Consider the following 22,756-nt stretch of genomic DNA (forward strand, 5'->3'; position numbering starts at 1 on the left):
GGTGCGCGAGGATGGCGGGATGAACGACGTCCTCCTCCGCACCTCCGGACTCCGTGTCACCCGCAGCGGCCGGGACCTGCTGCACGACGTCGACCTGACCGTCCGCGCCGGCGAGCACTGGGCACTGCTCGGTCCGAACGGTGCGGGCAAGTCCACGCTGCTCGCCGTCCTCGGGGCGACCGGGCACCCCTCCGCGGGCACGGTCGAGATGCTCGGGCACCGCCTGGGTCGTGTCGACGTCCGGGAGCTCCGCGAACACATCGGCCACGTCGACCCGCGGCACCGGATGCTCTCGCCACTCACCGTCCTCGAGACCGTGCTCACCGGCCTCACCGGCACGACCGACCTCATGGTGCGGTGGGAGCCGACCGCCGAGCAGGTCGTCCGCGCCGAACAGCACGTCGCCGACGTCGGGCTGGCCGCCCGTCGTGACGCCCGCTGGCCGGTGCTGTCCCAGGGCGAACGGGGACGAGCGCTGATCGCCCGGGCGCTGATGTCCGAGCCACGGCTGCTGCTGCTCGACGAACCCGCGACCGGCCTCGACGTCGCCGCCCGTGAACACCTGCTCGAGACCGTCGACGCTCTGCGTGTCCGGCAGCCCGGCCTCGGCAGTGTGATGGTGACGCACCACCTGGAGGACCTGCCGGCGTCGACCTCGCACGCGATGCTGCTGCGGGACGGGGGCGTCGTGGCGCAGGGGCACGCTGACGAGGTCATCACCTCGGCGCAGGTGTCGGCGGCGTTCGACTTCCCGCTCGCCGTCGAGCGCAGCGGTGGGCGCTGGCACGCGCGCCGCGCGGACTAGACGAGCCGCGCCTCCCGGCCGTGCCGCGTGCCGCCGCCGCGAGACGGGCCCGTCACCGCACGACGCCCCGGAAGCACCGAGACGCCTTGGAGTTCAGGGGTGTCTCGGGCACTCCGAGGCGTCTCGCGCAGGCACCCCCGTCAGGCCGTGGCGGCGCCCGCGGCCTTCGCCGCAGCGGGCAGGGCGTCGAGGATCTGCGAGACCGCACGCTCGTCGTGCGCCGCGGTGAGGAACCACGCCTCGAACACACTCGGCGGCAGGGCGACGCCGGAGTCGAGCATGCTGTGGAAGAACGGCGCGTACCGGAAGACGTCCTGCGCTCGGACGTCGTCGTAGTTCCGTGGCGGCGTGTCCGTGAAGGCGAACGAGAACAGGTTCCCGGCGTGCTGCACGGTGTGCGCCACGCCCTCGGCCGACAGCGCCTCGCTCGTGGCCCGCGACACGACCTCGGCCGTGCGGTCGAGGTGCGCGTAGACGTCGGCCGTCGCAGCGCGGAGCGTGGCGATGCCGGCGGCGACCGCCAGCGGGTTCCCGGAGAGCGTGCCGGCCTGGTACACGGGGCCGAGCGGCGCGAGGAAGTCCATCACCTCGCGCCGACCGCCGAGCGCGGCGAGGGGCATGCCGCCACCGATGACCTTGCCGTAGGTGACCAGGTCGGGCTTCCACCCGGCACCGTCGGGGACGGTGTTCGATGCTTCGAGGCCCCACCAGCCGGCGGGTCCGACGCGGAAGCCGGTGAGGACCTCGTCGACGATGAGCAGCGCGCCGTGCGACCGGGTGATCTGCGCGAGCGCCCGGTTGAACCCGCGCTCGGGTGCCAGGACGCCCATGTTCGCGGCTGCGGCCTCGACGATCACGGCGGCGATGCGTTCGGAGTGCTCGTCGAAGGCGCGGCGGACGGCCTCCAGGTCGTTGTACGGCAGCACCAGGGTCTGCGCGGCGGTCTCGGCCGTGATGCCGGCGCTGCCCGGGAGGGCGAGCGTCGCGACGCCGGAGCCGGCCTCGGCCAGCAGCGAGTCGGAATGGCCGTGGTAGTGGCCGGCGAACTTCACCAGCAGGTCACGGCCGGTGTAGCCCCGCGCCAGACGGATCGCGGTCATGGTGGCCTCGGTGCCGGTCGACACCATGCGGATCTTCTCGATCGGACCGTCGCCGTCGACCTGCACCCGCTGCTTCACGAGTTCGGCCAGCTCGGTCTCGCCCGGGGTGGACGCGCCGAACGACAGCCCGCGGGCCGCCGCCTGCTGGACGGCCTCGACCGTGCCGGGGTGGGCGTGCCCGAGGATCGCCGGCCCCCAGGACGCCACGAGGTCGACGTACTCGCGACCCTCGGCGTCGGTGACGTACGCGCCCTTCGCGTCGACGAGGAACCGGGGTGTGCCGCCGACCGAGCCGTACGCACGGACCGGCGAGTTCACACCCCCGGGGATGCTGTTCTTCGCACGGCCGAACAGCTGGTCGTTCGTGGTCGTCGTCGAGGTCATTCGGGGGCCTTCCCGGTCGTGGCGATGCCGGCGACGTCCGCAGTGCTGCCCGAGGTGCGCAGACCCGCTTCGTCGTTGAGCTTGCGGGCGATGTCGACCGCGAAGTACGTGAGGATCGCGTCGGCACCGGCGCGCTTGATGCCGATGAGGGCCTCCATGGCGGCGGCGTCACGGTCGATCCAGCCGTTCTGGGCGGCTGCGGTGATCATCGCGTACTCGCCCGAGATCTGGTACGCCCAGACCGGGACGGGCGAGGTGTCCGCGGTGCGGGCGAGGACGTCGAGGTAGCTCATGGCGGGCTTCACCATGACGATGTCGGCGCCCTCCTCGATGTCCTGCTCGACCTCGCGCAGCCCCTCGCGCCCGTTGCCGGAGTCGAGCTGGTACGTGCGCCGGTCACCCTGCAGGGTCGAGGCGACGGCCTCCCGGAACGGGCCGTAGAACGCGGAGGCGTACTTCGCGGCGTAGGCGAGGAGCGCCGTGCCGGAGTGGCCGGAGACGTCGAGGGCGGCGCGGGCGGCGGCGATCTGGCCGTCCATCATCCCGCTCAGGCAGACCAGCTCGGCGCCGGCTTCGGCCTGCGCGACCGCCATGTCCCGGTACCGCAGGAGCGTTGCGTCGTTGTCGACCGAACCGTCCGTCGCGAGCACCCCGCAGTGACCGTGGTCGGTGAACTCGTCGAGGCACAGGTCGGACTGCACGACGAGCGCGTCACCGACTTCCTCCTTCGCCACCCGGATCGCGACGTTGAGGATGCCGTCCGGGTCCGTCGCGCCGGAGCCGACGGTGTCCTTGCGCTCGGGCACGCCGAACAGGTTCACGCCGCCGATCCCCACCGACGCTGCTTCGTTGAGCGCACGGCGGAACGAGTCGAGGGAGTGCTGCTGGACCCCGGGCATGCTCGTGATGTCGATCGCGTCGGTGGCGCCTTCGCGGATGAACATCGGCAGCACGAGCTCGGCGGGGTGGAGCCGGGTCTCGGCGACGAGTCGACGCATCGCGGGGGTGGCGCGGAGCCGTCGGGGGCGGACCTGGGGGAAGCGTCCAGTCACGAGTGACCTTCCTGTTCGGGGTGTGGGGCGAGGGACTCGACGACGGCGTCGAGGAGGGCTTCGGCGGACCGCTCGGCTGCGACGACGTGCACGGGAAGTCCGGCGTCGCGGGTCTCGGCGGCGGTGCCCGGGCCGATGCAGGCGATCCGGGTGCGCGGGTCGAGTGGGGTGAGACGACGAGCGACTTCGCGGGCGATGCTGCCGCTCGTCACGAGGACGACGTCCGGCGCGGGGTCGCCCGGGATCGGCGCGTCTCCGGTCCCGACGGTACGGTACGCGACCACCTCCGACACGTCGATGCCCCGGGCGCGCAGGCCGTCGACGAGGGTGGGTGCCACCAGGTCGGAGCGCGGGTGCAGGACGAGTCGGGCGTCCGCCGGGAGCGCCCGCACGAGTCCGGCAGCCGACTGGTCTTCCGGAACGAGGTCGACGGTCCACCCGGCGGAGCGGGCTACGCGAGCGGTCGCCTCGCCGACGGCGGCGACGCGGACCCCGGCTGGGAGGCCCGGCAAGCGTTCCGCGAGCACCCGCACGGTGGTCGCACTGGTCACCACGAGCCAGTCGTCGCCGGCGCCACTGGCGTTTGCCGGCTCGGCGTCGGCGCCCGCGCCGTCGAGGTCCGACGACTCGCCGCGTGCGGGTCGTCGAGGTTCCACGATGTCGGAACCCGACGCCTCGAGGCCGCGGAATTGTGGAACCTGGGAGGGCTGGCCGGGGTCGGGAGCCGCTCCGGGCCTCCCGGCCTCGAGCCGGGCGACCATCCGGTCGAGGGGGCTGGCGTCGAGTGGCGGAGCGTCGGTGACGAGCGGCACGATGCGCGGGTCGAGCCCGCGCGCCGTGGCCGCGGCGGCGACCCGTTCACCCCAGGAGCCACCGCGCGGGACGACGACCACGGGCCGGTGCCCGGTCGTGTCGTGCCGCGTGGTGTCCGTGGTGATCGTCGCCCTACTCGGTCGCGGTGGCGGACGTGTCGGACGGACCCTCGGTACCGGGGGTGTCGAGGCCGGGGCCGACGGTGTGCTCGGCGTCGTGCTCGGCCGAGTCCGACCCGGCGGAGCTCGACAGGTCGGCCAGTTCGGCGGCGCCGTTCTCGAGCAGCTCGGCGGCGACCCGGTCGGCGACGGACAGGGCCTCGTCGAGGCGGTCCTGCGCCGACCCGTCGAGCACGGCCGCGTGCGAGGCCGTCCGGTACTCGGACCCGTCCGGGCTGTACACCGTCGCGGACACCAGGAGCATCTCGGCGTCGACGACCGCCGTCGCACCGATCGGCGCGGAGCAGCCGGCCTCGAGCTTCGCCAGGACCTCACGTTCTGCGGTGACGGTGAGCCGGGTGGGGGCGTGCTCGATCTTCCGCAGGGCGGCGAGCAGGTTCCGGTCGTCCTCGTCCGCACGGATCTCGACGGCCAGGGCGCCCTGGCCGGGAGCGCTCGGCCAGAAGCCGAGGTCGAGCAGCTCGGTGGCCGCGTCGAGTCGACCGATGCGACCGAGTCCGGCGGCGGCGAGCACGACGGCGTCGAGGTCGTCCTCGACACGGGCGAGCCGGGTGTCGATGTTGCCGCGGATGTCGACGACGTCGAGGTCGGGTCGGTCGGCCTTGAGCTGCGCGGCACGGCGGGGTGATCCCGTCCCGACGGTCGCACCCTCGGGCAGGGTCTCCACCGTCGCGCCGTTGCGGGCGACCAGGACGTCGCGAGCGTCAGCGCGCTTCGGTACCGCGCCGATCGTCAGGCCCGGGTACGGCGCCGTCGGCAGGTCCTTGAGGGAGTGCACGAGGACGTCGACCTCGTGCGCCACCAGGGCCTCACGGAGCGCCGACGCGAACACGCCGGTGCCGCCGAGCGACGCCAGGGAGGCGCGGTTCGTGTCGCCCTCGCTGGTCACGGTGACGAGTTCCACCGGCCGCCCGGACACCTTGGCGAGCCGGTCCGCGATGTCCTGTGACTGGGCGACCGCGAGCCGGCTGGCGCGGGTGCCCAGCCGGATGGCGGGCTTGTCGCCCGACGACTTCGAGGATGCGGGGTCCTGCACTGCCGGATGCTCCGAAGTGGGTCCGCCGGTCACGGGGCGACGCCGGCCACGGCGGGCTTGAACCCCGCTCGCACGTTCTCGCAGCACCCCGGACGGCACACGTCGTACCAGGGCCCGATGTCGGTCATGTGCGGTCGCTCGGCCTTCGGTGTCCCGTTGACCCGCTCGAGCACGAGGTCGACGAGACCGGACACGTAGGCGGGGTCGACGCCGGGGGTCTGCGTGCGGAGCGACCAGTAGCCGAGCTCCCCGGCGGTCTCGGTGGCTTCCTCGTCGAGGTCCCACATGACCTCCATGTGGTCGCTGACGAAGCCGAGCGGCACGATGAGCACGGCGCGGGTCGGGCCGCCCTTGAGCTCCTCGTTCATGTAGTCGTTGATGTCCGGCTCGAGCCACGGCTGCGTCGGGGGGCCGGAGCGGGACTGGTAGACGAGCTTCCAGGCGGGCTTCGACGTTCCCTGCAGGTGGGCGTGCTCGGGCTGCTCGAGCAGCTCCGCCCACGCCTGGTCGAGGACGACCTCGCCGACGGCCAGGTGCTGCGCCTCGTACGCCCCGTGCTCGTCGAAGCCGCGGTAGTCGGGACCGGACCGGGCGGCGTCGGTCGACGGGATCGAGTGCGTGGAGAACAGCACCTGCAGCTCGGTCGCGACGTCGAGCCCGTCGTTCTCGGCGATCGCGCGGGCCAGGCCGTCCCGGACGCCGTCGACGAACGGTCGGACGAAGCCCGGGTGGTCGAAGAACTGGCGGACCTTGTCGATCTGGATGGTGTCGATCAAACCGGTCTCGTCGAGCACGCGGGCGTAGTCCTCGCGGTACTGGCGGCAGCTGGAGAACGACGAGTACGCGCTCGTGGCGATCGCGATGAGCTTGTTGTAGCCCTTGTCGGCGGCCTCGGTGAACGCGCCTTCGAGGTAGGGCTCCCAGTTGCGGTTGCCCCAGAGCACGGGCATGTCGATGCCGCGCGATGCGAGCTCGGCCTCGAGTGCGGCCTTGAGCGCGCGGTTCTGGGCGTTGATCGGGCTGACTCCGCCGAAGTGACGGTAGTGGTGCGCGACCTCTTCGAGGCGCTCGTCCGGGATCCCCCGTCCACGGGTGACGTTGCGGAGGAAGGGGATGACGTCGTCCTGGCCCTCCGGACCGCCGAAGCCGGCGAGCAGGATCGCGTCGTAGGCGGTCGGGACCTCGACGTGCTCCGGGCCGGAGGCGGCCGCAGCGGTGGCGGCCAGGACGGGCTGTCCGTTCGTGATCATGCTGGTGTCGGTCATGACAGCACCTCCGGGAGTTCGGCGGTCGTCACGCGGCGACCCGTGTAGAAGGGCACTTCTTCGCGGACGTGCATGCGGGCCTCGGTGTAGCGGAGGTCGCGCATCAGGTCGACGAGGTCGACCAGGTCGGGGCTCTCGAGCGGCAGGATCCACTCGTAGTCGCCCAGGGCGAAGGCGGCGATGGTGTTCGTGAGGACACGGCGGTACTTGGCGCCGGCGATGCCGTGGTCACGGAGCATCCCCGAACGCTCGGCTTCCGGCAGCAGGTACCACTCGTAGGACCGGACGAACGGGTAGACCGTGATCCAGGCCTCGGGGTCCTTGCCGCGGAGGAAGGCAGGCGTGTGCCGCTTGTTGAACTCGGCTTCGCGGTGCATGGCCATCGCGTGCCAGACGGGCTCGGCATCGCGGAAGAGCGCCGTTCGACGCACGTCCCGGAGGACCGCCTGGATGGTCTGCGCGTCGTCGCCGTGCAGCCAGATCATGACGTCGGCGTCGGCACGGAAGCCGGAGACGTCGTAGAAGCCGCGGATGGTGACGCCTCGCTCGGCTCCGGCCGCGACGACGGCGTCGAGTTCGGCGACCGATTCGTCACCGCCGCGGGCGACCGCACCGACCGGACGACGGAAGACCGCCCACAGGGCGTAGGCGGTGAGCAGGTTCGGGTCGATGCCGGACGCGGGATCGGTCTCGTGCGGTGCGTTCGGTGCTGGTGTGGGCACGTCAGTGCTCATGGATCGGTCGTCCTCCACGGTGGCCGCGAGCACGATCGCCAGCGGCACGGTTGCCAGGGGTGTGGGCTGCCCGTCCCCGTCGCCGAGCAGGCGTCCGGACCGACGTTCCACAGTGGCTCGCGGTGGCTCGCCGCCTGTGGATCACCGTCGTCGGAGCGCCGCTACGACGATACCCCCGACCACTGCCACTCCCGCTGCGAGACCGGCCAGGTAGGGCACGGGGTTCTCGTCGACACCGCGCTTCACCTTCGACGCCGCGATGCCGAGCTGCTTCGGCACGTTGAGCTTGTCCTCGATCGCGTCGAGGGTGTCGAACAGCTGGGCGCGGGTGGCGGCGACGCGGTCGGCGATGTCGCCGTGCTCGTCCTTCGGGTCGGTCACTGGTCCTCCGATGGGTTCGTGGGGATGACGGGGGTCAGCGGGACCACTGGCGGTCAGAACCGGCCGTCGACGTCGGGCTTGCGGGCACCACGCTGCGTCTCCGGGGTCGGCTTCCAGCCGAGGCCCTTGACGGCGTTGACGTCGTTCTTGACGCTGGCGATCGTGCGCTTCGGCGCGATCGGCAGGCCCTTCTTCAGGCGCTTCCAGCCGACGAGTCCGAGGATCCCGGCGACGATGAGCATCAGCACGGCGAGCAGCAGCGCAGCCAGCCATGCCGGCATCACGGTCGCGAGGCCCATCACCGCTGCGGTGAGGAGCACGCCGATCGCGTACAGCACGATGACGAGCGCGGCGATCAGGATGCCCGCGGCGACGCCGAAGACCTTCGCCTTGCCGATCATCTCGGCCTTGAGGAGCGAGATCTCGCCCTTCACCAGGTCCTTGACGAGGTCCGGGAGCTCCTTGACGAGGCCGAACAGCGACCGCGACTTCCGGTCGCGTGTGTCGGTCATGAGATCTGCGAGCCCTTGTTGGAAGACGCCTTGGAGCTGACCTTGCGGACGACCTTCTTGGTCTGCTCACCGATGAAGTCGGCGACGTCGGGCGTGCGGTCCTGCACGAAGCCCTCGACGTCGTGGACGCTCTTCTGGACGCCGTTGCTGTTCCAGACCTTGCCGCTGACGGTCTTGATCTGCTCGTACCGAGCCCGTCCGGCTCGCGATCCCAGGACGTACCCGAGCGCTGCGCCGGCAATGAAAAGGAGCTTTCCTCGCATGAGCGGTTCCTCCGTTGGGTCAGTGTGCTGTCGTGAGCACTGTGCTTCGTGATGCACCGTTGCGGGGTCATGCACCGATCGGCATGTGTCCGACGGTTCCCCCAACAGTAGCCCTCGGGGCATCAGCGGTCCGCTCAGGAATCCAGGATGCGCTCAGCCGCGGCACGGGCCGCCGTCACGATGCCCGAGAGGCCCCGCCCGGACGACGCCTCGCCGATGCCGACGACCCCCTCGGCCAGTCCGGCGGCCTCGGCGTCCGGCCCGTGCCACAGCACGCGAGCGGCACCGACGACGTGCTCCGGCCCGACCTCCAGGCCGAGCAGGGCGGACGCATCGGTGGTCGCGCGGACGCTGACCGGTCCGGCCGGGTCGACCGGGAGGCTCGTGGCGACCTGGTCCGCGGCCGTCGCGTCGGCAGCGCCGGTCGCCTGGGCGGCACCTGCCGGGGGCAGGGCGTAGCTGAGACGCAGCACGTGCCTCCCGGCCGCCTGCTCCGCCAGCCACGGCCACTTCACCGTCGCGTGCGTCAGCGCCTTCGCGGCGACGCCGACCGCCGCCGGGTGCACGAGCATGCCGGTGCCGCGCGGGGCGGCGTCCAACTCGGGCCGGTCGACCACGAGTGTGACGAGCTCGATGCCGGACCGTCGCGGCGCGGCGACACGGGCGGGGTCGGCCACGGTCGCGAACACGTGGTCGGCGGCCAGTCGTTCGATCCGGCCGTCGGCGGAGGTGGCCTCGACCGCCGCCCGCTCGACGCGCGTCACCCGGGTGTGCAGCCGGACGTCGACCCGGTACGTGTCGAGGTCTGCGACGAGCTCGTCGACCAGTCGGGCGATGCCGCCACGGAGGCCCTGCACCGCCGAGCCCGCGACGGCCCGCTTCCGGAGTGCGAGCACGGCTCGGGCGAGCGACCCCTCCCGCTGCAGTGCCGCGCGCAGTCCGGGCGCCACACGGTCGGGGTCCAGGTCGTCCGGGTGCGTGGAGTGCACGCCCGCGACGACCGGCACCACGAGGTCGTCGAGCACCTTCGCGCCCATCCGGCGTCGGACCATCGCGCCGAGCGACGTCGCCCGCGCGCCGACGGGCGAGGGCAGCAGGGCGTCCATCTGCGCACGGAGGGCCCCGGCGCCGCCGACGACCGCGATGACGTCGGCGGCCATCGGCGTGCCCGGGATCCCGAGCAGCCCGGTCGAGGGGATGGGGGCGGTGCGGCCGTCGCGGGTCATCAGCCACGCACCCCGGGGGTCCGGCGAGACGATGTCGTTGCCGAGGCCCAGTTCGATCGCCAGCGAGGACACGGCGTCCGTCCGGGTCGCGAACGAGTCCGCCGCCATGTCGAGGTCGAGCCCGGCGACGGTGTGCCGGCGGATCATGCCGCCGAGCGCGCCGGAGGCCTCGAGCAGCACCACGTGCGCGCCGCCCTTCGCCAGGTCGCGCGCCGCGACGAGCCCGGCGACCCCGCCGCCGACCACGACGACGTCGGTCATGCCCCGGCGCTCCCGGCCCCGTCGGTCCCGTCGGTCCCGTCGCCCAGCGAGTGCACGAGTTCGACGACGCGGGTGAGCACCGCCGGGTCGGTCTCCGGCGGCACCCCGTGCCCGAGGTTCACGACGTGCGCCCGAGCGACCCCGCCTCGGCGGACGACCGCACGGACGTGTGCTTCGAGGACCTCCCACGGGGCCGCGAGCATCGCCGGGTCGATGTTGCCCTGCACGGTGACGCCGGTGCCGACGCGCTGCACGGCCTCGTCGAGGGGCAGGCGCCAGTCCACCCCGACCGCGTCGACGGCGTCCGCGTGGCCGCCGACCGTCGCCATGTCCGCCAGGACCTCGCCGCTGCCGACGCCGAAGTGGATGCGCGGGACGCCGAGGTCCGCGACGTGGGACAGCGCCGTCGCCGAGTGCGGTGCGACCCGCTCGACGTAGTCCGCCCGCGACAGCGAGCCGACCCACGAGTCGAACAGCTGCGCGGCCGAGGCACCGGCGAGGACCTGTGCGCGGAGGAACGCCCCCGACACGTCGGCCGCCCAGTCCAGCAGCCGCGACCAGGTCTCCGGGTCGGCGTGCATCATCGTCCGGGCACGGAGGTGGTCCTTCGACGGCCCACCCTCGACCAGGTAGGCGGCGAGGGTGAAGGGTGCGCCGGCGAACCCGATGAGCGGCGTGCTGCCCAGCTCGGCGACGGTGCGGGCGACGGCCTCGGAGATCGGCGCCAGGGCCTCCGGCTCGAGCCGACCCAGGGCGTCGACGTCCGCCGCGGTCCGGACCGGGGAACCGAGGACGGGGCCGCGGCCCGGGACGATCTCGACGTCCACGCCGGCGAGCTTGATCGGCACGACGATGTCGCTGAAGAAGATGCCGGCGTCGACCCCGTGCCGACGCACCGGCTGCAGGGTGATCTCGGACGCCAGGGCCGGGTCCAGGCACGCGTCGAGCATCGCCGTCCCGACCCGGAGCTCCCGGTACTCGGGCAGCGACCGGCCCGCCTGGCGCATGAACCAGACCGGCAGCGTCTCCGGTCGGTCGCCCCGGAGTGCCCGGACGAGCCGGGAGCCCGCGGTGCGTCCGTCGGCGAGCGGATGGGTGGCAGGGAGCGCGTCGGTCACCGGACGATTCTCGCACCGCGAACAGGGCCGTTCTCCGATCTGGCGCTCGGGACGGCGGGGTTACCATTGAACACGTGCTCATCTGTCTCACGGCGTCGCATCGCAACGCCAGCTTCGACCTCCTGGAGCGTCTGAGCATCGGAGCACCCGCGGCCGCCAGCCGCCTCGTCACGGACTCGGACGTGCTCGACGGCGCCGTGGTCCTCGCCACGTGCAACCGGTTCGAGGCCTACCTCGACATCGCCGGCGACGATGACGCAGCGGTCCGCGCCACGGTGGAGGCCGTCTCGGCAGCGAGCGACCTGCAGGCGGACGAGGTCCTCGACTCCGTGCAGGTCCTCGGCGGCGGCGACGTCGTACAGCACCTCTTCGCCGTGTCGAGCGGACTCGAGTCCGTCGTCGTCGGCGAGACCGAGATCTCCGGTCAGGTCCGACGGGCCCTCGAGGACGCCCGCCGGAACGGCACCACCACCTCGGAGCTCGAGCGCCTCTTCCAGGAGGCCGCCCACACCTCCCGCGGGGTCAAGACCCGCACCCGCATCGGCGCCGCCGGCCGGTCGCTCGTCCGACTCGGACTCGAGCTCGCCTCCTCGCGCCTCACCGACTGGGCCACCACGCGCGTGCTCCTCGTCGGCACCGGCAGCTACGCCGCGACCACCATCGCCGCCCTCCGCGACCGTGGTGCCCAGCAGATCCAGGTCTTCTCGCCGTCCGGCCGTGCCCCCTGGTTCGCCGCGAAGCACGACCTGGTCGCCGCCACCGACCTGCGCACCGCGATCGGCACGAGCGACGTCGTCATCACCTGCACGTCGAGCGAGGTCCCGGTCGTCGAGGCCTGCGACCTGGACGACGGCGCCCGACGGATCGTCATCGACCTCGGGCTCCCCCGCAACGTGCACCCCGACGCCGCCGACGTCGAGGGCGTCGAGCTGCTCGACCTCGAGACGATCAGCATCCATGCCCCCATCGCCGAACTCAACGCCGAGACCGAGGCGCGCGCGATCGTCGACGACGCGGTCTCGCGGTTCCGCGCGCAGGCGCTCGAGCAGTCGACCACCCCGGCGCTCGTCGCGCTGCGCAAGCACGTGTTCGACATCCTCGACGACGAGATCGACCGGGTGAAGCGTCGCGGTGACACCACGCCCGAGTCCGCGGAACAGACCGAGCGGGCGCTCCGGCACCTGGTCGGCGTGCTGCTGCACCGCCCCTCCGTCCGGGCACGCGAACTCGGCCGTGCCGGTCGCGGCGACGACTTCACCGGGGCGCTCGACGCGCTCTTCGGGGTGCGCCCGGAACCCGTGGCGGACGTGCCGTCCCCGGTCGTGCCGCTGGCCGCGCGTGTGCGCGACGACGAGGCGGACGCGAGCTGACCGGCTCGGGCGGTGCGGGCCTCCCGGCCGTACCCGTGTTGGACGTCAGTGCGCTCCTGCTGGTCCGCGACCGACGGGTGCTCATGGTGCGCGCCCGCGGACGTGACGTCCTGTACTTGCCGGGTGGCAAGGTCGAGCCCGGCGAGACCGCCGTCGACGCCGCCGTGCGCGAGGCGTACGAGGAGACCGGCCTGCGCCTCACCGCGGAAGACGTCGACGAGTTCGCGGTCGTCACCGAACCGGCGCACGGGCAGGCACCCGGCACGATCGTCGCGATGACCCTGTTCCTGGCACGGCCGGGAGGCGCGCTGGACTCCGCCACGCCCGTCGCCTCCGCAGAGGTCGACGAGGTGGAGTGGGTCACCTCCGACGACGCCGGACGCTGCCCGCCGGCCGGGGTCGAGACGCTCCGCCTGCTGACGCGGGCGGGACTGGTCGACTGACCGACCGGTCGGGTGACCGTTACTGGTCGCGGTCGGTGTAGTGCCCGGTCTCCTCGGGACCGGCCGGCTGCCGCTCACCGGGGATGTCCGACTCGACGTACTCGCCGGTCTCGTCGTCCGGCTGCGGGCGGGCCTCGCCGGGGATGTCACTCGACACGAACTCGCCGACCGGTTCGTCCCCGGCGACGCGGTGCTCCCCGGGGATGTCACTGTCCACGAACTCGCCGGCGCGTGCGTCCACGCCGTCCGCCCGGTCGTCGTCGCCGCGTGCTGCTTCGTGCTTGCCTGCTGCCATCGGTCTGTCCTTCCGTGTCCGCACGTCGTCGTCGACGTGCACGATGCCGATCCTGCCCGAAGACGCTGGACGGCGGTGCCGATGTGGGAGGACGTGCGAGACCGTTCCACGGTGGAAGTGGTTGTGTGGCGGGCATGGGGCAGAGCAGTCGAGGGTCCAGCGCGCAGGTGACGGCACGGCGGTCGCTGCGGGGAACGGTGGGGACGGTGGGCGTGCTCGGGGCGGTCGTCCTCGCGTTGACCGGGTGCACGGGTGGGTCGAACGGCGGTGGGGCGTCCTCGGCACCGACGACCTCCACCTCGTCCTCGTCCTCGTCGTCCGTTGCACCGGTGTCCGCTGCGCCGAAGACGTCGTCTGCGCCGTCGTCCACCCCGGCGTCGAGTGCGTCGGGTGCCGCTGCGGCCGGTCCGGCGGACGGCGGCACGGCCTCCGGAGCGCGGACCTGCGCGGCGGCGTCGTTGACCGGGTCGATCGTCGACGGCGGTGGCGGCGGGGCCGGCAGCGTGTACCTGGACCTGGCGCTGCGGAACACCGGCAGCGCGTCGTGCACGCTGCAGGGCTGGCCGGGGCTGTCCTTCGTCGGCGACGGGAACGGCACGCAGGTCGGGGCATCGGCGACGCTCGACCGCAGTGATGCACGTCCGACCGTCACCCTGGCCGCCGGGCAGACGGCGTACGCGCCGCTCCGGATCGTCCGCGCCGAGAACCTGCAGCCGGGTGACTGCACCGCCCAGCAGCCCGACGGGTTCCGCGTCTACCCGCCGGGGTCGAAGCAGTCGCTGTTCATCGCCTCCACCGCCTACACCGCGTGCCAGCAGCGGTCGGCGCAACTGCTGTCGGTGCGGGCGTTCGTGCCGGAGGGACAGCAGCAGCAGTGAGGGGCCCCGTTCCGCGATGATGGGCGGGTGAGCAGCCACCGCATCGTCACCGGACCCGAGGACCTCGAGGGCGGGTGGTTCGTCATCGACGACGAGGTCGAGCACCTGGAGGACGTCGGGTGGCAGCCTCCGCGCCGCGGACAGCGGGCCGTCCCGGATGCCGAGCGCACGGTGATCCGCGCGGGAGCCCACACCTTCACCGTCGGGGACACGGTCGAGCTCGCCGAGGGCGCGGTCCTGGACATCGGGTTCCGCGACGCCGTCCGGCGCTACTGGCGCACCAGCATCATCGTCGTGGTCTCGCCGCTCACCTTCTGGGTCCTGCACCTCGTGCGACTCGGCTGGCTCGACGACGGTGGCGAGGTCCGTCGGCGCATCGTGCTCGCCGTCGCGACCGTCCCCGTCGTCCTGGTCGTCCTCGGGCTCTGGTCCGTGCTCACCCGCTCGCCCCACGGGACGGTCACCCGGGTGCTGGCCGGATGGCGGATGCGCGGCGACTACGACCGGCAACGGCGGGACTCGGTGTCCTGAACGCCTCCGCGCTCAGCGCTCGGCGCGCAGTGCTCAGCGCTCGGCCGGGGTGTGCACGACCTCGAGGACCTCGGTGCCCATCGTGCGGAGCGCCTCGACGACCGCGAGTCGCCGCTGCAGCGAGTCGTCCTCGAACCGGACCGTGACGGCGTAGCAGACCGACGACGCCGGCCCCCGGAGCACGCCCGCCTCGGCCCGGATGCCCGGCCCGGATCCCGTGACGGCGACGGACTGGAGGCCGTGGTCGAGCGCCCGGTGCGCCAACGGATCGAGACCGAACGACCCGGCGACGAGCGACAGGTCCGCGGCCAGGGACAACCACCCGAGGACCCGGTTCGACACCGTCTGGTCCACGACCTCACCGAGCGCCAGCCCGCGGAAGAGCCAGCTGAGCTCTCCCGACGCAGCAACCGAGACGTCCGGGGCGTCGTCCGGGCCCCGGCGGTCCCGCACCCGGTCGATCAGCGCGGACCGTTCGACCCCGAGGGACTCGGCACGGGCACGCACTGCGTCGATCCCGACCGTGGTGAGCAGGGCGTTCGTCGCCCAGGCGTCCGCGGTCGCACCGACCAAGGTGGCGAGGTCCGACACCTGCATGGTCGGCTCCTGCAGGAACTGCCACAGCCCGGCACCCGTCGCGGTGTCCCGGGCCATGCGCTGGAGCCGGTCGCCGTGCAGCCGACCGTCCTCGAGCTGCGCCGCGACCTCGATGAGGAGCAGCACGCGCCCCAGGCCGGACACCGGTTGCACCAACCGGTCGTCGATCGCCAGCAGCGCACGACCGGTGGAGGTGTCGATGATGGAGGCGCTGACCCCTGCGCCGTCCTGCGCGATGGTGCCCAGTGCCTGTGTCGTGGCCGTGAAGCGCTCGTCCGCCCCACCACGGTGCTTCCCACGGCTCCGACCACCACCGCCGGCACGACCACCGCCGACTGGACTGTTCCCCGTTGAGCCGTCGTCAGCGGGGCGTCCGGGGCGGCGCCGGCGCGACGAGTGCGGCGCGTCCGGCTCCGTCATCACCAGATGGCGACGCGCTCGGCCGGGGCCAGGTACATCGCGTCACGGTCCGAGACGTCGAAGGTGTCGTAGTAGACGTCGATGTTGCGGACGATCTGGTTGCAGCGGAACTCGTTCGGCGAGTGCGGGTCGATGCTCAGCAGACGAGCGGCCTCTTCCGGACGGATCGCCATCCGCCACGCCTGCGCCCAGCTGAGGAAGAAACGCTCGGCACCGGTCAGGCCGTCGATCACCGGCGGCTCGGCACCGTCGAGTGAGATCAGGTAGGCCTTCCACGCGATCGACAGGCCACCGAGGTCACCGATGTTCTCGCCGATGGTGAGGGCACCGTTGACGTGGCCGTCCGGCACCTCGGTCGGCACCAGGGCGTCGTACTGGGCGATGAGGGCCTTCGTCCGCTCTTCGAACGCCTGCCGGTCGGCCTCGGTCCACCAGTTCTGCAGGCGACCGTCGCCGTCGTACTGCGAACCCTGGTCGTCGAAGCCGTGCCCGATCTCGTGCCCGATGACGGCACCGATCGCACCGTAGTTGGCGGCGGCGTCACGGGTGGCCTCGAAGAACGGGAACTGCAGGATCGCGGCCGGGAAGACGATCTCGTTGAAACCCGGGTTGTAGTACGCGTTGATCGTCTGCGGGGTCATGAACCACTCGTCGCGGTCGATCGGCTTGCCGATCTTGCCGAGTTCACGGTCGACCTGGAACGACGCGATCGCGCGGACGTTGCCGAGCAGGTCGTCGGCGGTGACCGGCAGGGCGCTGTAGTCGCGCCACTTCACCGGGTAGCCGATCTTCGGGGTGAACTTCTCGAGCTTGTCGAGCGCGCGGGCCCGGGTCTCGTCGGTCATCCACTCGAGCCCCGTGATGCTCCGGCGGTACGCCTCGACCAGGTTCGCGACGAGGTCGTCCATCGTCGCCTTCGAGGTCTCGTCGAAGTGCTCCTCGACGTAGATGCGTCCGACCGCCTCGCCCATCGCACCCTCGACCAGGGAGACCCCGCGCTTCCAACGGTCGCGCTGCTTCGGCGCACCGGTCAGTGCGGTGCCGTAGAACGAGAAGCTGGTCGCCGAGAACGCGCTCGTCAGGTACGGGGCGGAGGCCCGGATCACCTGCCAGCAGAGCCAGTCCTTCCAGACGGGCAGCGGCTGCTCGCGGAACAGCTGGGCGAGGCCGGTCAGGAAGGACGGCTGGCGGACCACCACGGTGTCGAAAGCGCCGGCGGGAGCCGCGATGGCGTCCCACCAGAGGCGCAGGTCGACGCCCTCGGCGAGCGCCGAGACCTCGTCCCACGGCAGCTTGTTGTACGTCTTCTGGCTGTCACGGGTCGCGACGTTGTCCCAGTGCGCTGACGCGATCGCCGTCTCGAGTGCGATCACGTGCTCGGTCCGGTCGCCGCTCTCGTCGTACCCGGCGAGCGGGAACATCGAGCCCACGAACTCGCGGTACTTCTCGCGGATGTCAGCGAAGCGCTCTTCGCGGTAGTACGACTCGTCGGGCAGGCCGAGACCGGACTGTTCGAGGAACACGATGTAGGAGTCCGGGTCGCCCGGGTCGTTGTCGACGAAGAGCTGGATGAAGCTCGGCAGCCCGAGTCGTTCGAAGCGGCCGACCATGCGGAGGACGTCGTTCTTGTCCTCGATCGCGGCGATGTCGGCGAGGAGCGGTTCGATCGGGGCGGACCCGAGTGCTTCGAGCGCCGTCTCGTCGGTGAAGGACGTGAAGAGGTCGCCGACCTTGCGCTGCTCACTGCCCGGCGCCGCGGTCTGTGCGCGCTCGATGATCGTGCGCACAGCGGCTTCGGCTTCCTCGGCCAGGACGGTGAACGAGCCGTAGCGGGCCTTGTCGTCCGGGATCGGCGTCTGGTCGATCCACCTGCCGTTGACGTGCCGGTAGAGGTCGTCCTGCGGTCGCACCGACTCGTCGAGTTCGTCGGTACGGATTCCGGTGGTGCCTGCGACGTCGGTCATGCTCCCCACGATAGCCACCGGCTCCTCGTCCGCCACCCGGTACTCGTTCACTGACCTGACCTCACTCGGGGACGCTCATCGGCGGGAGGCTGCCCGGCGGCGCAGGAAGGCGGCGAGTGGCAGTCCGGCCGCACCGCTGAGGAGCGATGCGACGGCTGCCGCGGTCGGCCGCCCGATGTCCGCACCGGTGTAGGCGAGCCGACCGTCGGTACCGGGTCGAGCAGCATCGGACCGGACCCGCGCAGCCGTCGGGTGCCGGGTGTCCGTCCCCGTGACGATGCCACCGCCGGCCGACGCCCCCGTTCCGGTACCGCTGCCGTGGCCCGCTCCGGGCCGATCCGGCAGCCCGGGCAGCACCAGTCGGAGCGCGCCCTGCTCGACGTCCTGCACCCGCTGTCGGGCGACCACGGACCCGGCGGGCAGGTCGTGGCGGGGGACGACCAGTTCCCAGCTCCGGCCGATGCCGGTGCGGAGCGGCTTCCCGTCGGCAGCGCGGAGTTCTGCTCCCGACTCGTCCTCGAGCGTGACCGTGCCGCCGACTTCACCGGTCCCGCTCAGGCGGATCCGGCCGTCGTCCAGCTCCTCCACGCTGCCGGTGAGTGCGAGGGGGATCGTGACGTGCGCGTCCGTCCGCCCGAGTTCGTGCCCGCCGTCGTGCGCGATGACCGTCACGACGTCGAACCGGACGTCGTCCGGGATGGGGAGCGTGGCCTGCCACGAGGTGTCGTCCCCGACCCGGATCTCGACCGGCTGGCCGTCCGGGCCCGTGACCGGACCACGGGCGTCCTCGAACGTCAGGGTGCTGCCTGCCGGTGCGCGGCCTGCGAGTGTGATGCGCTCGGTCTGGCGGGACGCCTGTGCCCGCTCGACCGTCGGGGCACCGGAGATCTCGTAGACGTCGTCGACACCCCCGTTCCGCGTGCCGTCGAAGTACTGGGAGACCTCGACGTGATGGCTGCCGAAGGCGAGGTCACGGAGCAGGACGTGCCACGTGCCGTCCTCGGCGACGTCGGTCGCGGCCCGGGTCGTCCCGTCGGCCCGCACCACGAGGTGCGCCCCGGGGTGGCCGGAACCGGCGAGGTCGATCGTCCGGGCGATGCCGTCGACGGTCGCGAGCATGTCCGGTGGCAGCAGGATGAGCAGCTCGACGGGGATGTCGACCGCCTGGCCGGAGACCTGGGACGTGACGCGGATGACGTGCTGACCGGGTCGGACCCGGACCTGCGCCTCCCAGTGGCCCGCAGCGTCGCCCTCGGCCCACACGGGCTCGACGACGTCACCGCTGACCTCGACGCTCGTGCCGGTGGGGACGGAGCCGGTCAGGGTCACGATGCCGGCACCGTGTGCGATCGACCGGACCCCGGCGGTGAAGTCGACGCCCGTGGCGGCGCGCGTCCCGTCCGACGGCGATCCCGGCCTGGGAGCACTGACCCGGGTCGTGGGGCGGTCGGTGGCCGCAGCGAGGGCGGGGTCCGCGGCGAGCACCGGGAGGCCGATGACGGCACCGATGGCGAGCGCGGCGACGACCGGGGGGACAAGGACGTGGTGGTGCAGGTGGTTCGACATGGTGCTCCTCGTGATGTTCCACACACCATATCCAGGCCGCAGGGCGACGGCAGGGTTCTCCACAGGGAGCCCATCCGTCCTCACATGGTCCCGCGTGCCCGCTACGGTCATCGCATGGGACTTCCGTGGAAGCTGCACGGGGACGGCCGCACCGTCTCCGCATCGACGATCGTGGCGCCGGACGAGCGCCTCACCTGGCCCCGCACCATCGGGCTCGGGGTGCAGCACGTCGTCGCGATGTTCGGCGCCACGTTCCTCGTGCCGCTGATCACCGGGTTCCCGCCGTCGACCACGCTGCTGTTCAGCGGCATCGGCACCATCCTGTTCCTGCTCGTCACCGGCAACCGCCTGCCGAGCTACCTCGGGTCGTCGTTCGCCTTCCTCGCGCCGATCGGGGCCGCGACGGAGATCGGCGGGATCCCGCTCGCACTGTCCGGCATCATCGTCGTCGGCGCGCTGCTCGCCGTCGTGGGCCTCGTCGTGCACCTGGCCGGCGCCGGGTGGATCGACCGGCTCATGCCACCGGTGGTCTCGGGTGCGATCGTCGCCCTGATCGGGTTCAACCTGGCTCCGGCCGCGCGCGACAACTTCACGAAGGCCCCGGTCGTGGCGGTCATCACCCTCGCCGCGATCGTCCTGTGCACCGTGCTCTTCAAGGGCCTGGTCGGACGCCTGTCGATCGTCGTCGGGGTGGTCGTCGGCTACGCGGCCGCCCTCGTCGCCGGTCAGGTCGACCTCAGCGCGATCGAGGAGGCGGACTGGGTGGGCCTACCGACCTTCACCGCGCCGGCCTTCGACCCGTCGCAGATGGCCGTCTACCTCGGGTTCCTGCCCGTGGTCCTGGCCCTCGTCGCCGAGAACGTCGGGCACGTCAAGGGCGTCGGGCAGCTCACCGGCCGCGACCTGACGCCCCTGACCGGGCGTGCCCTCTTCGCGGACGGCATCTCGACCGTGCTGGCGGGGGTCGGCGGCGGTTCGGCGACCACCACGTACGGCGAGAACATCGGTGTGATGGCGGCGACCCGGGTGTTCTCGACGGCGGCGTACTGGGTCGCGGCGATCGTCGCGGTCCTGCTCGGGCTCTCGCCGAAGATCGGTGCGGTCATCTCGACCGTCCCCGCCGGCGTCCTCGGTGGTGCGACCACGGCGCTCTACGGTCTCATCGGCGTGATCGGCATCCGGATCTGGGTGGAGAACCGCGTCGACTTCGCCAAGCCGAAGAACCAGCTGACGGCGGGCGTCGCGCTCATCATGGGCATCGCGGACTTCACGTTCACGCTCGGTGGCGCCACGTTCGGCGGCATCATCATCGGCACCATCGCGGCGATCGTGGTGTACCACCTGATGGACCTGATCGGTCGTGCGCGCGGCACCGACCCGGTGACGCCCCCGGCGACCGACGACGAGCGCGCGGCAACCGGCGGGGTCCCCGTCGAGCCGCGGGTCGGCGCGGCAGAACGCGACTGACCCGCAACCGTCGACGACGACCCGGTCCGCGGACGACGGACCAGAGCAGCACGACGGTTCAGATCAGCGCGACGACGCCCGTCACGAACTGGACCAGTCCGAGCACCACGAGGACGACGACGAGGGCGACCGAGCCACGCTGTGCGATGAACCGCCTCGTCACCGCGAGGATCGGCTCAGCTCGGTGCCCGAGTGCGGCCGTGACCGCGATCGGCAGCACGGCGGTGGACCCCGCGAACACCACGTAGGCGGTGCCCGTTCCGACCATGGCCGCGACCGACGGATCCGAGTCGCCCACCACCAGACCGGCCGTCAGCGACAGCACCACCGCCTTCGGGTTCGTCGCGAACCAGGCCACGCCGACGGCGAAGGCGCGGGCGGGCCCGATCGACGCCATCAGGTCCGACCAACCGGCGCTCCTCGGTCGACCGCCGGGCAGCCGACGGACGGTCCACTGCCACACCGCGAGGCCGAGGAGCAGCACGCCGGCGACCACCTCGACCACCGCTCGGACGTCGGTCCCACCGTCCGAGGGAGCCGGCAGCCGCTCACCGAGCAGGACAGCCACGACGAGCGCCACCGCGACACTGAGGACCCATCCGGTGGCACACGCCGCCGCGGAAACGTACCCACCGCGATGGCCGAGCAGGAACACGACCGAGGCGATCACGAGCGGACTCAGTGCGATCCCCACCACGGCGGGGACCAGTGCGACGACGTCCACCCCTCGACCGTAGCCATTGGCAGGATGTCCTGGTGCCCACCGCGTCCGAGACCGAGCCCCGTCGGCTCCGCCGTGCCGTCGACCGCGACATCGTCCGGCTCGCGCTGCCCGCGCTCGGGGCGCTCGTCGTCGAGCCGCTCTTCCTGCTCACCGACACCGCCCTCGTCGGGCACCTCGGTGCGTCGTCACTCGCCGCAGTCGGCGTGGCGAGCGCGGTCCTGCAGACGGTCACGGGCCTCCTGGTCTTCCTGGCCTACGCCACCACCCCGGCCGTCGCCCGCGCCCTCGGTTCCGGCGACCGCCGCGGTGCGGTCCATGCGGGCATCGACGGGATGTGGCTCGCGCTCGGCCTCGGTGTCGTCCTGGCACTGGTCGGCTGGCCGGTCGCTGGCCCGCTCATCGACGTGTTCGGCGCCGCCCCCGAGGTGTCGGACGCAGCGACCGCGTACCTGCTCGTCTCCCTGATCGGGCTGCCCGGCATCCTGGTCGTCACCGCCTCGACGGGCCTGCTCAGGGGGCTGCAGGACACCCGGACACCCCTCGTCGTCGCGACCGTCGGCTTCATCGCCAACGGGCTGCTCAATGCGCTGCTCATCTACGGCCTCGGCTGGGGGGTCGCGGGGTCGGCGTCCGGGACCGTCGTCGTGCAGTGGGCGATGGCAGCCGTGTACGTCGTCATCGCGGTCCGGGCCGCGCGGGCGTCCGGGGCTCCGTTGCGGCCGGGAGCGTCCGGCGTGGTCCGGGCGCTGCGGTCCGGGGCGTGGCTGTTCCTGCGCACCGCGTCACTGCGCGTCGCGATGCTCGCCACGATCGCCGCCGCGACCGGGCTCGGCACCATCGGGTTGGCGACGACGCAGATCGGACTGACGGTCTTCAGCACGCTCGCCTTCGCGCTCGACGCGCTGGCGATCGCCGGGCAGGCCCTCGTCGGCCACGCGCTCGGTGCACGGGACGCCGATCGGGTGCGCCTGGTGACCGGGAGGCTCGTGGTCCTCGGCATCGCCGGTGGCGTCCTGCTCGGTGCGCTGACACTGGCCGCGAGCGGCCTGCTCGGGCCGGTGTTCTCCGACTCGGAGCAGGTTCGGTCCGCGTTGCCCCTGGTCCTGGTCCTCATCGCGGCTGGGCTGCCGATCGCCGGGTACGTGTTCGTCCTCGACGGGGTGCTCATCGGTGCCGGTGACGCCCGGTACCTGGCCCTGGTCGGTGTGGTGAACCTGGTCGTGTACCTGCCGCTGCTCTGGTGGCTCGGGGACGGACTTGCGGGACTCTGGGCTGTCTTCTCGTTCGGCTACATCGGGGTGCGGGCGGTGACGCTCGGGGTACGGGCGCACCGGCCGGGGTGGATCGCGGCGGCGCTCGCCCGCTGACCCGG

23 protein-coding genes are annotated in these 22,756 nt (G+C 72.3%); 7 read left to right on the forward strand and 16 right to left on the reverse strand.

Features of this window, described 5'->3' with window-relative positions; genetic code table 11:
- The first annotated feature begins 19 nt into the window (after positions 1-19).
- Positions 20-805 carry an ABC transporter ATP-binding protein gene (locus DEJ31_RS07780; RefSeq protein WP_111121584.1) on the forward strand — a complete coding sequence of 262 codons (786 nt, stop codon included), beginning with the start codon at positions 20-22 and terminating at the stop codon, positions 803-805.
- 140 nt (positions 806-945) lie between these two features.
- On the opposite strand, the gene hemL is transcribed toward DEJ31_RS07780, so the two are convergent.
- The 11 genes from hemL to hemE all read right to left on the reverse strand — a co-directional run bounded on the left by hemL (position 946) and on the right by hemE (position 11,129).
- Positions 946-2,289, reverse strand: a complete 1,344-nt coding sequence (gene hemL / locus DEJ31_RS07785) for a glutamate-1-semialdehyde 2,1-aminomutase (protein ID WP_111121585.1) — start codon at positions 2,287-2,289, stop codon at positions 946-948.
- On the reverse strand, positions 2,286-3,341 hold the full coding sequence (hemB, locus tag DEJ31_RS07790) for a porphobilinogen synthase (RefSeq protein WP_111121586.1): 1,056 nt from the start codon (positions 3,339-3,341) through the stop codon (positions 2,286-2,288). The genes hemL and hemB overlap by 4 nt, the downstream gene beginning before the upstream one ends.
- Positions 3,338-4,234 (reverse strand): uroporphyrinogen-III synthase, encoded by an 897-nt coding sequence (locus DEJ31_RS07795; protein WP_111121587.1) that lies wholly within the window; start codon positions 4,232-4,234, stop codon positions 3,338-3,340. The genes hemB and DEJ31_RS07795 overlap by 4 nt, the downstream gene beginning before the upstream one ends.
- 52 nt (positions 4,235-4,286) lie before the next feature.
- Positions 4,287-5,369 carry a hydroxymethylbilane synthase gene (hemC, locus tag DEJ31_RS07800; RefSeq protein WP_110902970.1) on the reverse strand — a complete coding sequence of 361 codons (1,083 nt, stop codon included), beginning with the start codon at positions 5,367-5,369 and terminating at the stop codon, positions 4,287-4,289.
- A gap of 29 nt (positions 5,370-5,398) precedes the next feature.
- Positions 5,399-6,634, reverse strand: a complete 1,236-nt coding sequence (locus DEJ31_RS07805; protein WP_181421503.1) for a ferrochelatase — start codon at positions 6,632-6,634, stop codon at positions 5,399-5,401.
- Positions 6,631-7,368 (reverse strand): hydrogen peroxide-dependent heme synthase, encoded by a 738-nt coding sequence (gene hemQ / locus DEJ31_RS07810; protein WP_110903014.1) that lies wholly within the window; start codon positions 7,366-7,368, stop codon positions 6,631-6,633. Before hemQ ends, DEJ31_RS07805 begins: the two co-directional genes overlap by 4 nt.
- A 141-nt stretch (positions 7,369-7,509) precedes the next feature.
- Positions 7,510-7,749: a DUF3618 domain-containing protein gene (locus DEJ31_RS07815; protein WP_239539903.1), complete on the reverse strand. Its 240-nt coding sequence runs from the start codon at positions 7,747-7,749 to the stop codon at positions 7,510-7,512.
- A 53-nt stretch (positions 7,750-7,802) separates the two neighbouring features.
- Positions 7,803-8,261: a phage holin family protein gene (locus tag DEJ31_RS07820; RefSeq protein ID WP_110902969.1), complete on the reverse strand. Its 459-nt coding sequence runs from the start codon at positions 8,259-8,261 to the stop codon at positions 7,803-7,805.
- A complete protein-coding gene (locus DEJ31_RS07825) occupies positions 8,258-8,524 on the reverse strand; it encodes a hypothetical protein (RefSeq protein ID WP_110902968.1) in 267 nt (88 codons plus the stop codon). The genes DEJ31_RS07820 and DEJ31_RS07825 overlap by 4 nt, the downstream gene beginning before the upstream one ends.
- Positions 8,525-8,658: 134 nt before the next feature.
- Positions 8,659-10,011, reverse strand: coding sequence for an NAD(P)/FAD-dependent oxidoreductase (locus DEJ31_RS07830; protein ID WP_111121588.1), 1,353 nt, complete (start codon positions 10,009-10,011; stop codon positions 8,659-8,661).
- Positions 10,008-11,129, reverse strand: coding sequence for a uroporphyrinogen decarboxylase (gene hemE / locus DEJ31_RS07835; RefSeq protein WP_111043663.1), 1,122 nt, complete (start codon positions 11,127-11,129; stop codon positions 10,008-10,010). Before hemE ends, DEJ31_RS07830 begins: the two co-directional genes overlap by 4 nt.
- A 74-nt stretch (positions 11,130-11,203) precedes the next feature.
- Here hemE and DEJ31_RS07840 point away from each other — a divergent pair, with 74 nt between their 5' ends.
- A complete protein-coding gene (locus tag DEJ31_RS07840) occupies positions 11,204-12,499 on the forward strand; it encodes a glutamyl-tRNA reductase (RefSeq protein WP_110902965.1) in 1,296 nt (431 codons plus the stop codon).
- A 35-nt stretch (positions 12,500-12,534) separates the two neighbouring features.
- Positions 12,535-12,942: an NUDIX domain-containing protein gene (locus tag DEJ31_RS07845; protein WP_258366224.1), complete on the forward strand. Its 408-nt coding sequence runs from the start codon at positions 12,535-12,537 to the stop codon at positions 12,940-12,942.
- 19 nt (positions 12,943-12,961) lie between these two features.
- Here the strand turns inward: DEJ31_RS07845 and DEJ31_RS07850 are convergent, their stop codons facing one another.
- Positions 12,962-13,237, reverse strand: coding sequence for a hypothetical protein (locus tag DEJ31_RS07850; protein ID WP_146240602.1), 276 nt, complete (start codon positions 13,235-13,237; stop codon positions 12,962-12,964).
- A gap of 206 nt (positions 13,238-13,443) precedes the next feature.
- On the opposite strand from DEJ31_RS07850, the gene DEJ31_RS07855 reads away from it, so the two are divergent.
- Positions 13,444-14,115: a DUF4232 domain-containing protein gene (locus tag DEJ31_RS07855; RefSeq protein ID WP_111043660.1), complete on the forward strand. Its 672-nt coding sequence runs from the start codon at positions 13,444-13,446 to the stop codon at positions 14,113-14,115.
- 27 nt (positions 14,116-14,142) lie between these two features.
- Positions 14,143-14,646 (forward strand): hypothetical protein, encoded by a 504-nt coding sequence (locus tag DEJ31_RS07860; protein WP_110902962.1) that lies wholly within the window; start codon positions 14,143-14,145, stop codon positions 14,644-14,646.
- 33 nt (positions 14,647-14,679) lie between these two features.
- On the opposite strand, the gene DEJ31_RS07865 is transcribed toward DEJ31_RS07860, so the two are convergent.
- The 3 genes from DEJ31_RS07865 to DEJ31_RS07875 all read right to left on the reverse strand — a co-directional run bounded on the left by DEJ31_RS07865 (position 14,680) and on the right by DEJ31_RS07875 (position 19,193).
- The gene (locus tag DEJ31_RS07865) at positions 14,680-15,663 is read right to left on the reverse strand and encodes a serine hydrolase (RefSeq protein WP_111121589.1); all 984 of its coding nucleotides are present in this window, start codon (positions 15,661-15,663) and stop codon (positions 14,680-14,682) included.
- On the reverse strand, positions 15,663-17,627 hold the full coding sequence (locus tag DEJ31_RS07870; protein ID WP_110903011.1) for a M13 family metallopeptidase: 1,965 nt from the start codon (positions 17,625-17,627) through the stop codon (positions 15,663-15,665). The genes DEJ31_RS07865 and DEJ31_RS07870 overlap by 1 nt, the downstream gene beginning before the upstream one ends.
- Positions 17,628-17,702: 75 nt before the next feature.
- On the reverse strand, positions 17,703-19,193 hold the full coding sequence (locus DEJ31_RS07875; protein ID WP_111121590.1) for a hypothetical protein: 1,491 nt from the start codon (positions 19,191-19,193) through the stop codon (positions 17,703-17,705).
- A 114-nt stretch (positions 19,194-19,307) separates the two neighbouring features.
- On the opposite strand from DEJ31_RS07875, the gene DEJ31_RS07880 reads away from it, so the two are divergent.
- On the forward strand, positions 19,308-20,660 hold the full coding sequence (locus DEJ31_RS07880; RefSeq protein WP_111121591.1) for a uracil-xanthine permease family protein: 1,353 nt from the start codon (positions 19,308-19,310) through the stop codon (positions 20,658-20,660).
- Between the two features lie 58 nt (positions 20,661-20,718).
- Here DEJ31_RS07880 and DEJ31_RS07885 read toward each other — a convergent pair whose 3' ends face one another.
- On the reverse strand, positions 20,719-21,384 hold the full coding sequence (locus DEJ31_RS07885; RefSeq protein WP_111121592.1) for a GAP family protein: 666 nt from the start codon (positions 21,382-21,384) through the stop codon (positions 20,719-20,721).
- A gap of 32 nt (positions 21,385-21,416) precedes the next feature.
- Between DEJ31_RS07885 and DEJ31_RS07890 the strand changes: the two genes are divergently transcribed.
- Positions 21,417-22,751 carry an MATE family efflux transporter gene (locus DEJ31_RS07890; RefSeq protein WP_220034850.1) on the forward strand — a complete coding sequence of 445 codons (1,335 nt, stop codon included), beginning with the start codon at positions 21,417-21,419 and terminating at the stop codon, positions 22,749-22,751.
- Positions 22,752-22,756: the final 5 nt, after the last annotated feature.

This window comes from Curtobacterium sp. MCPF17_031 (assembly GCF_003234035.1).
GTDB lineage: Bacteria > Actinomycetota > Actinomycetes > Actinomycetales > Microbacteriaceae > Curtobacterium.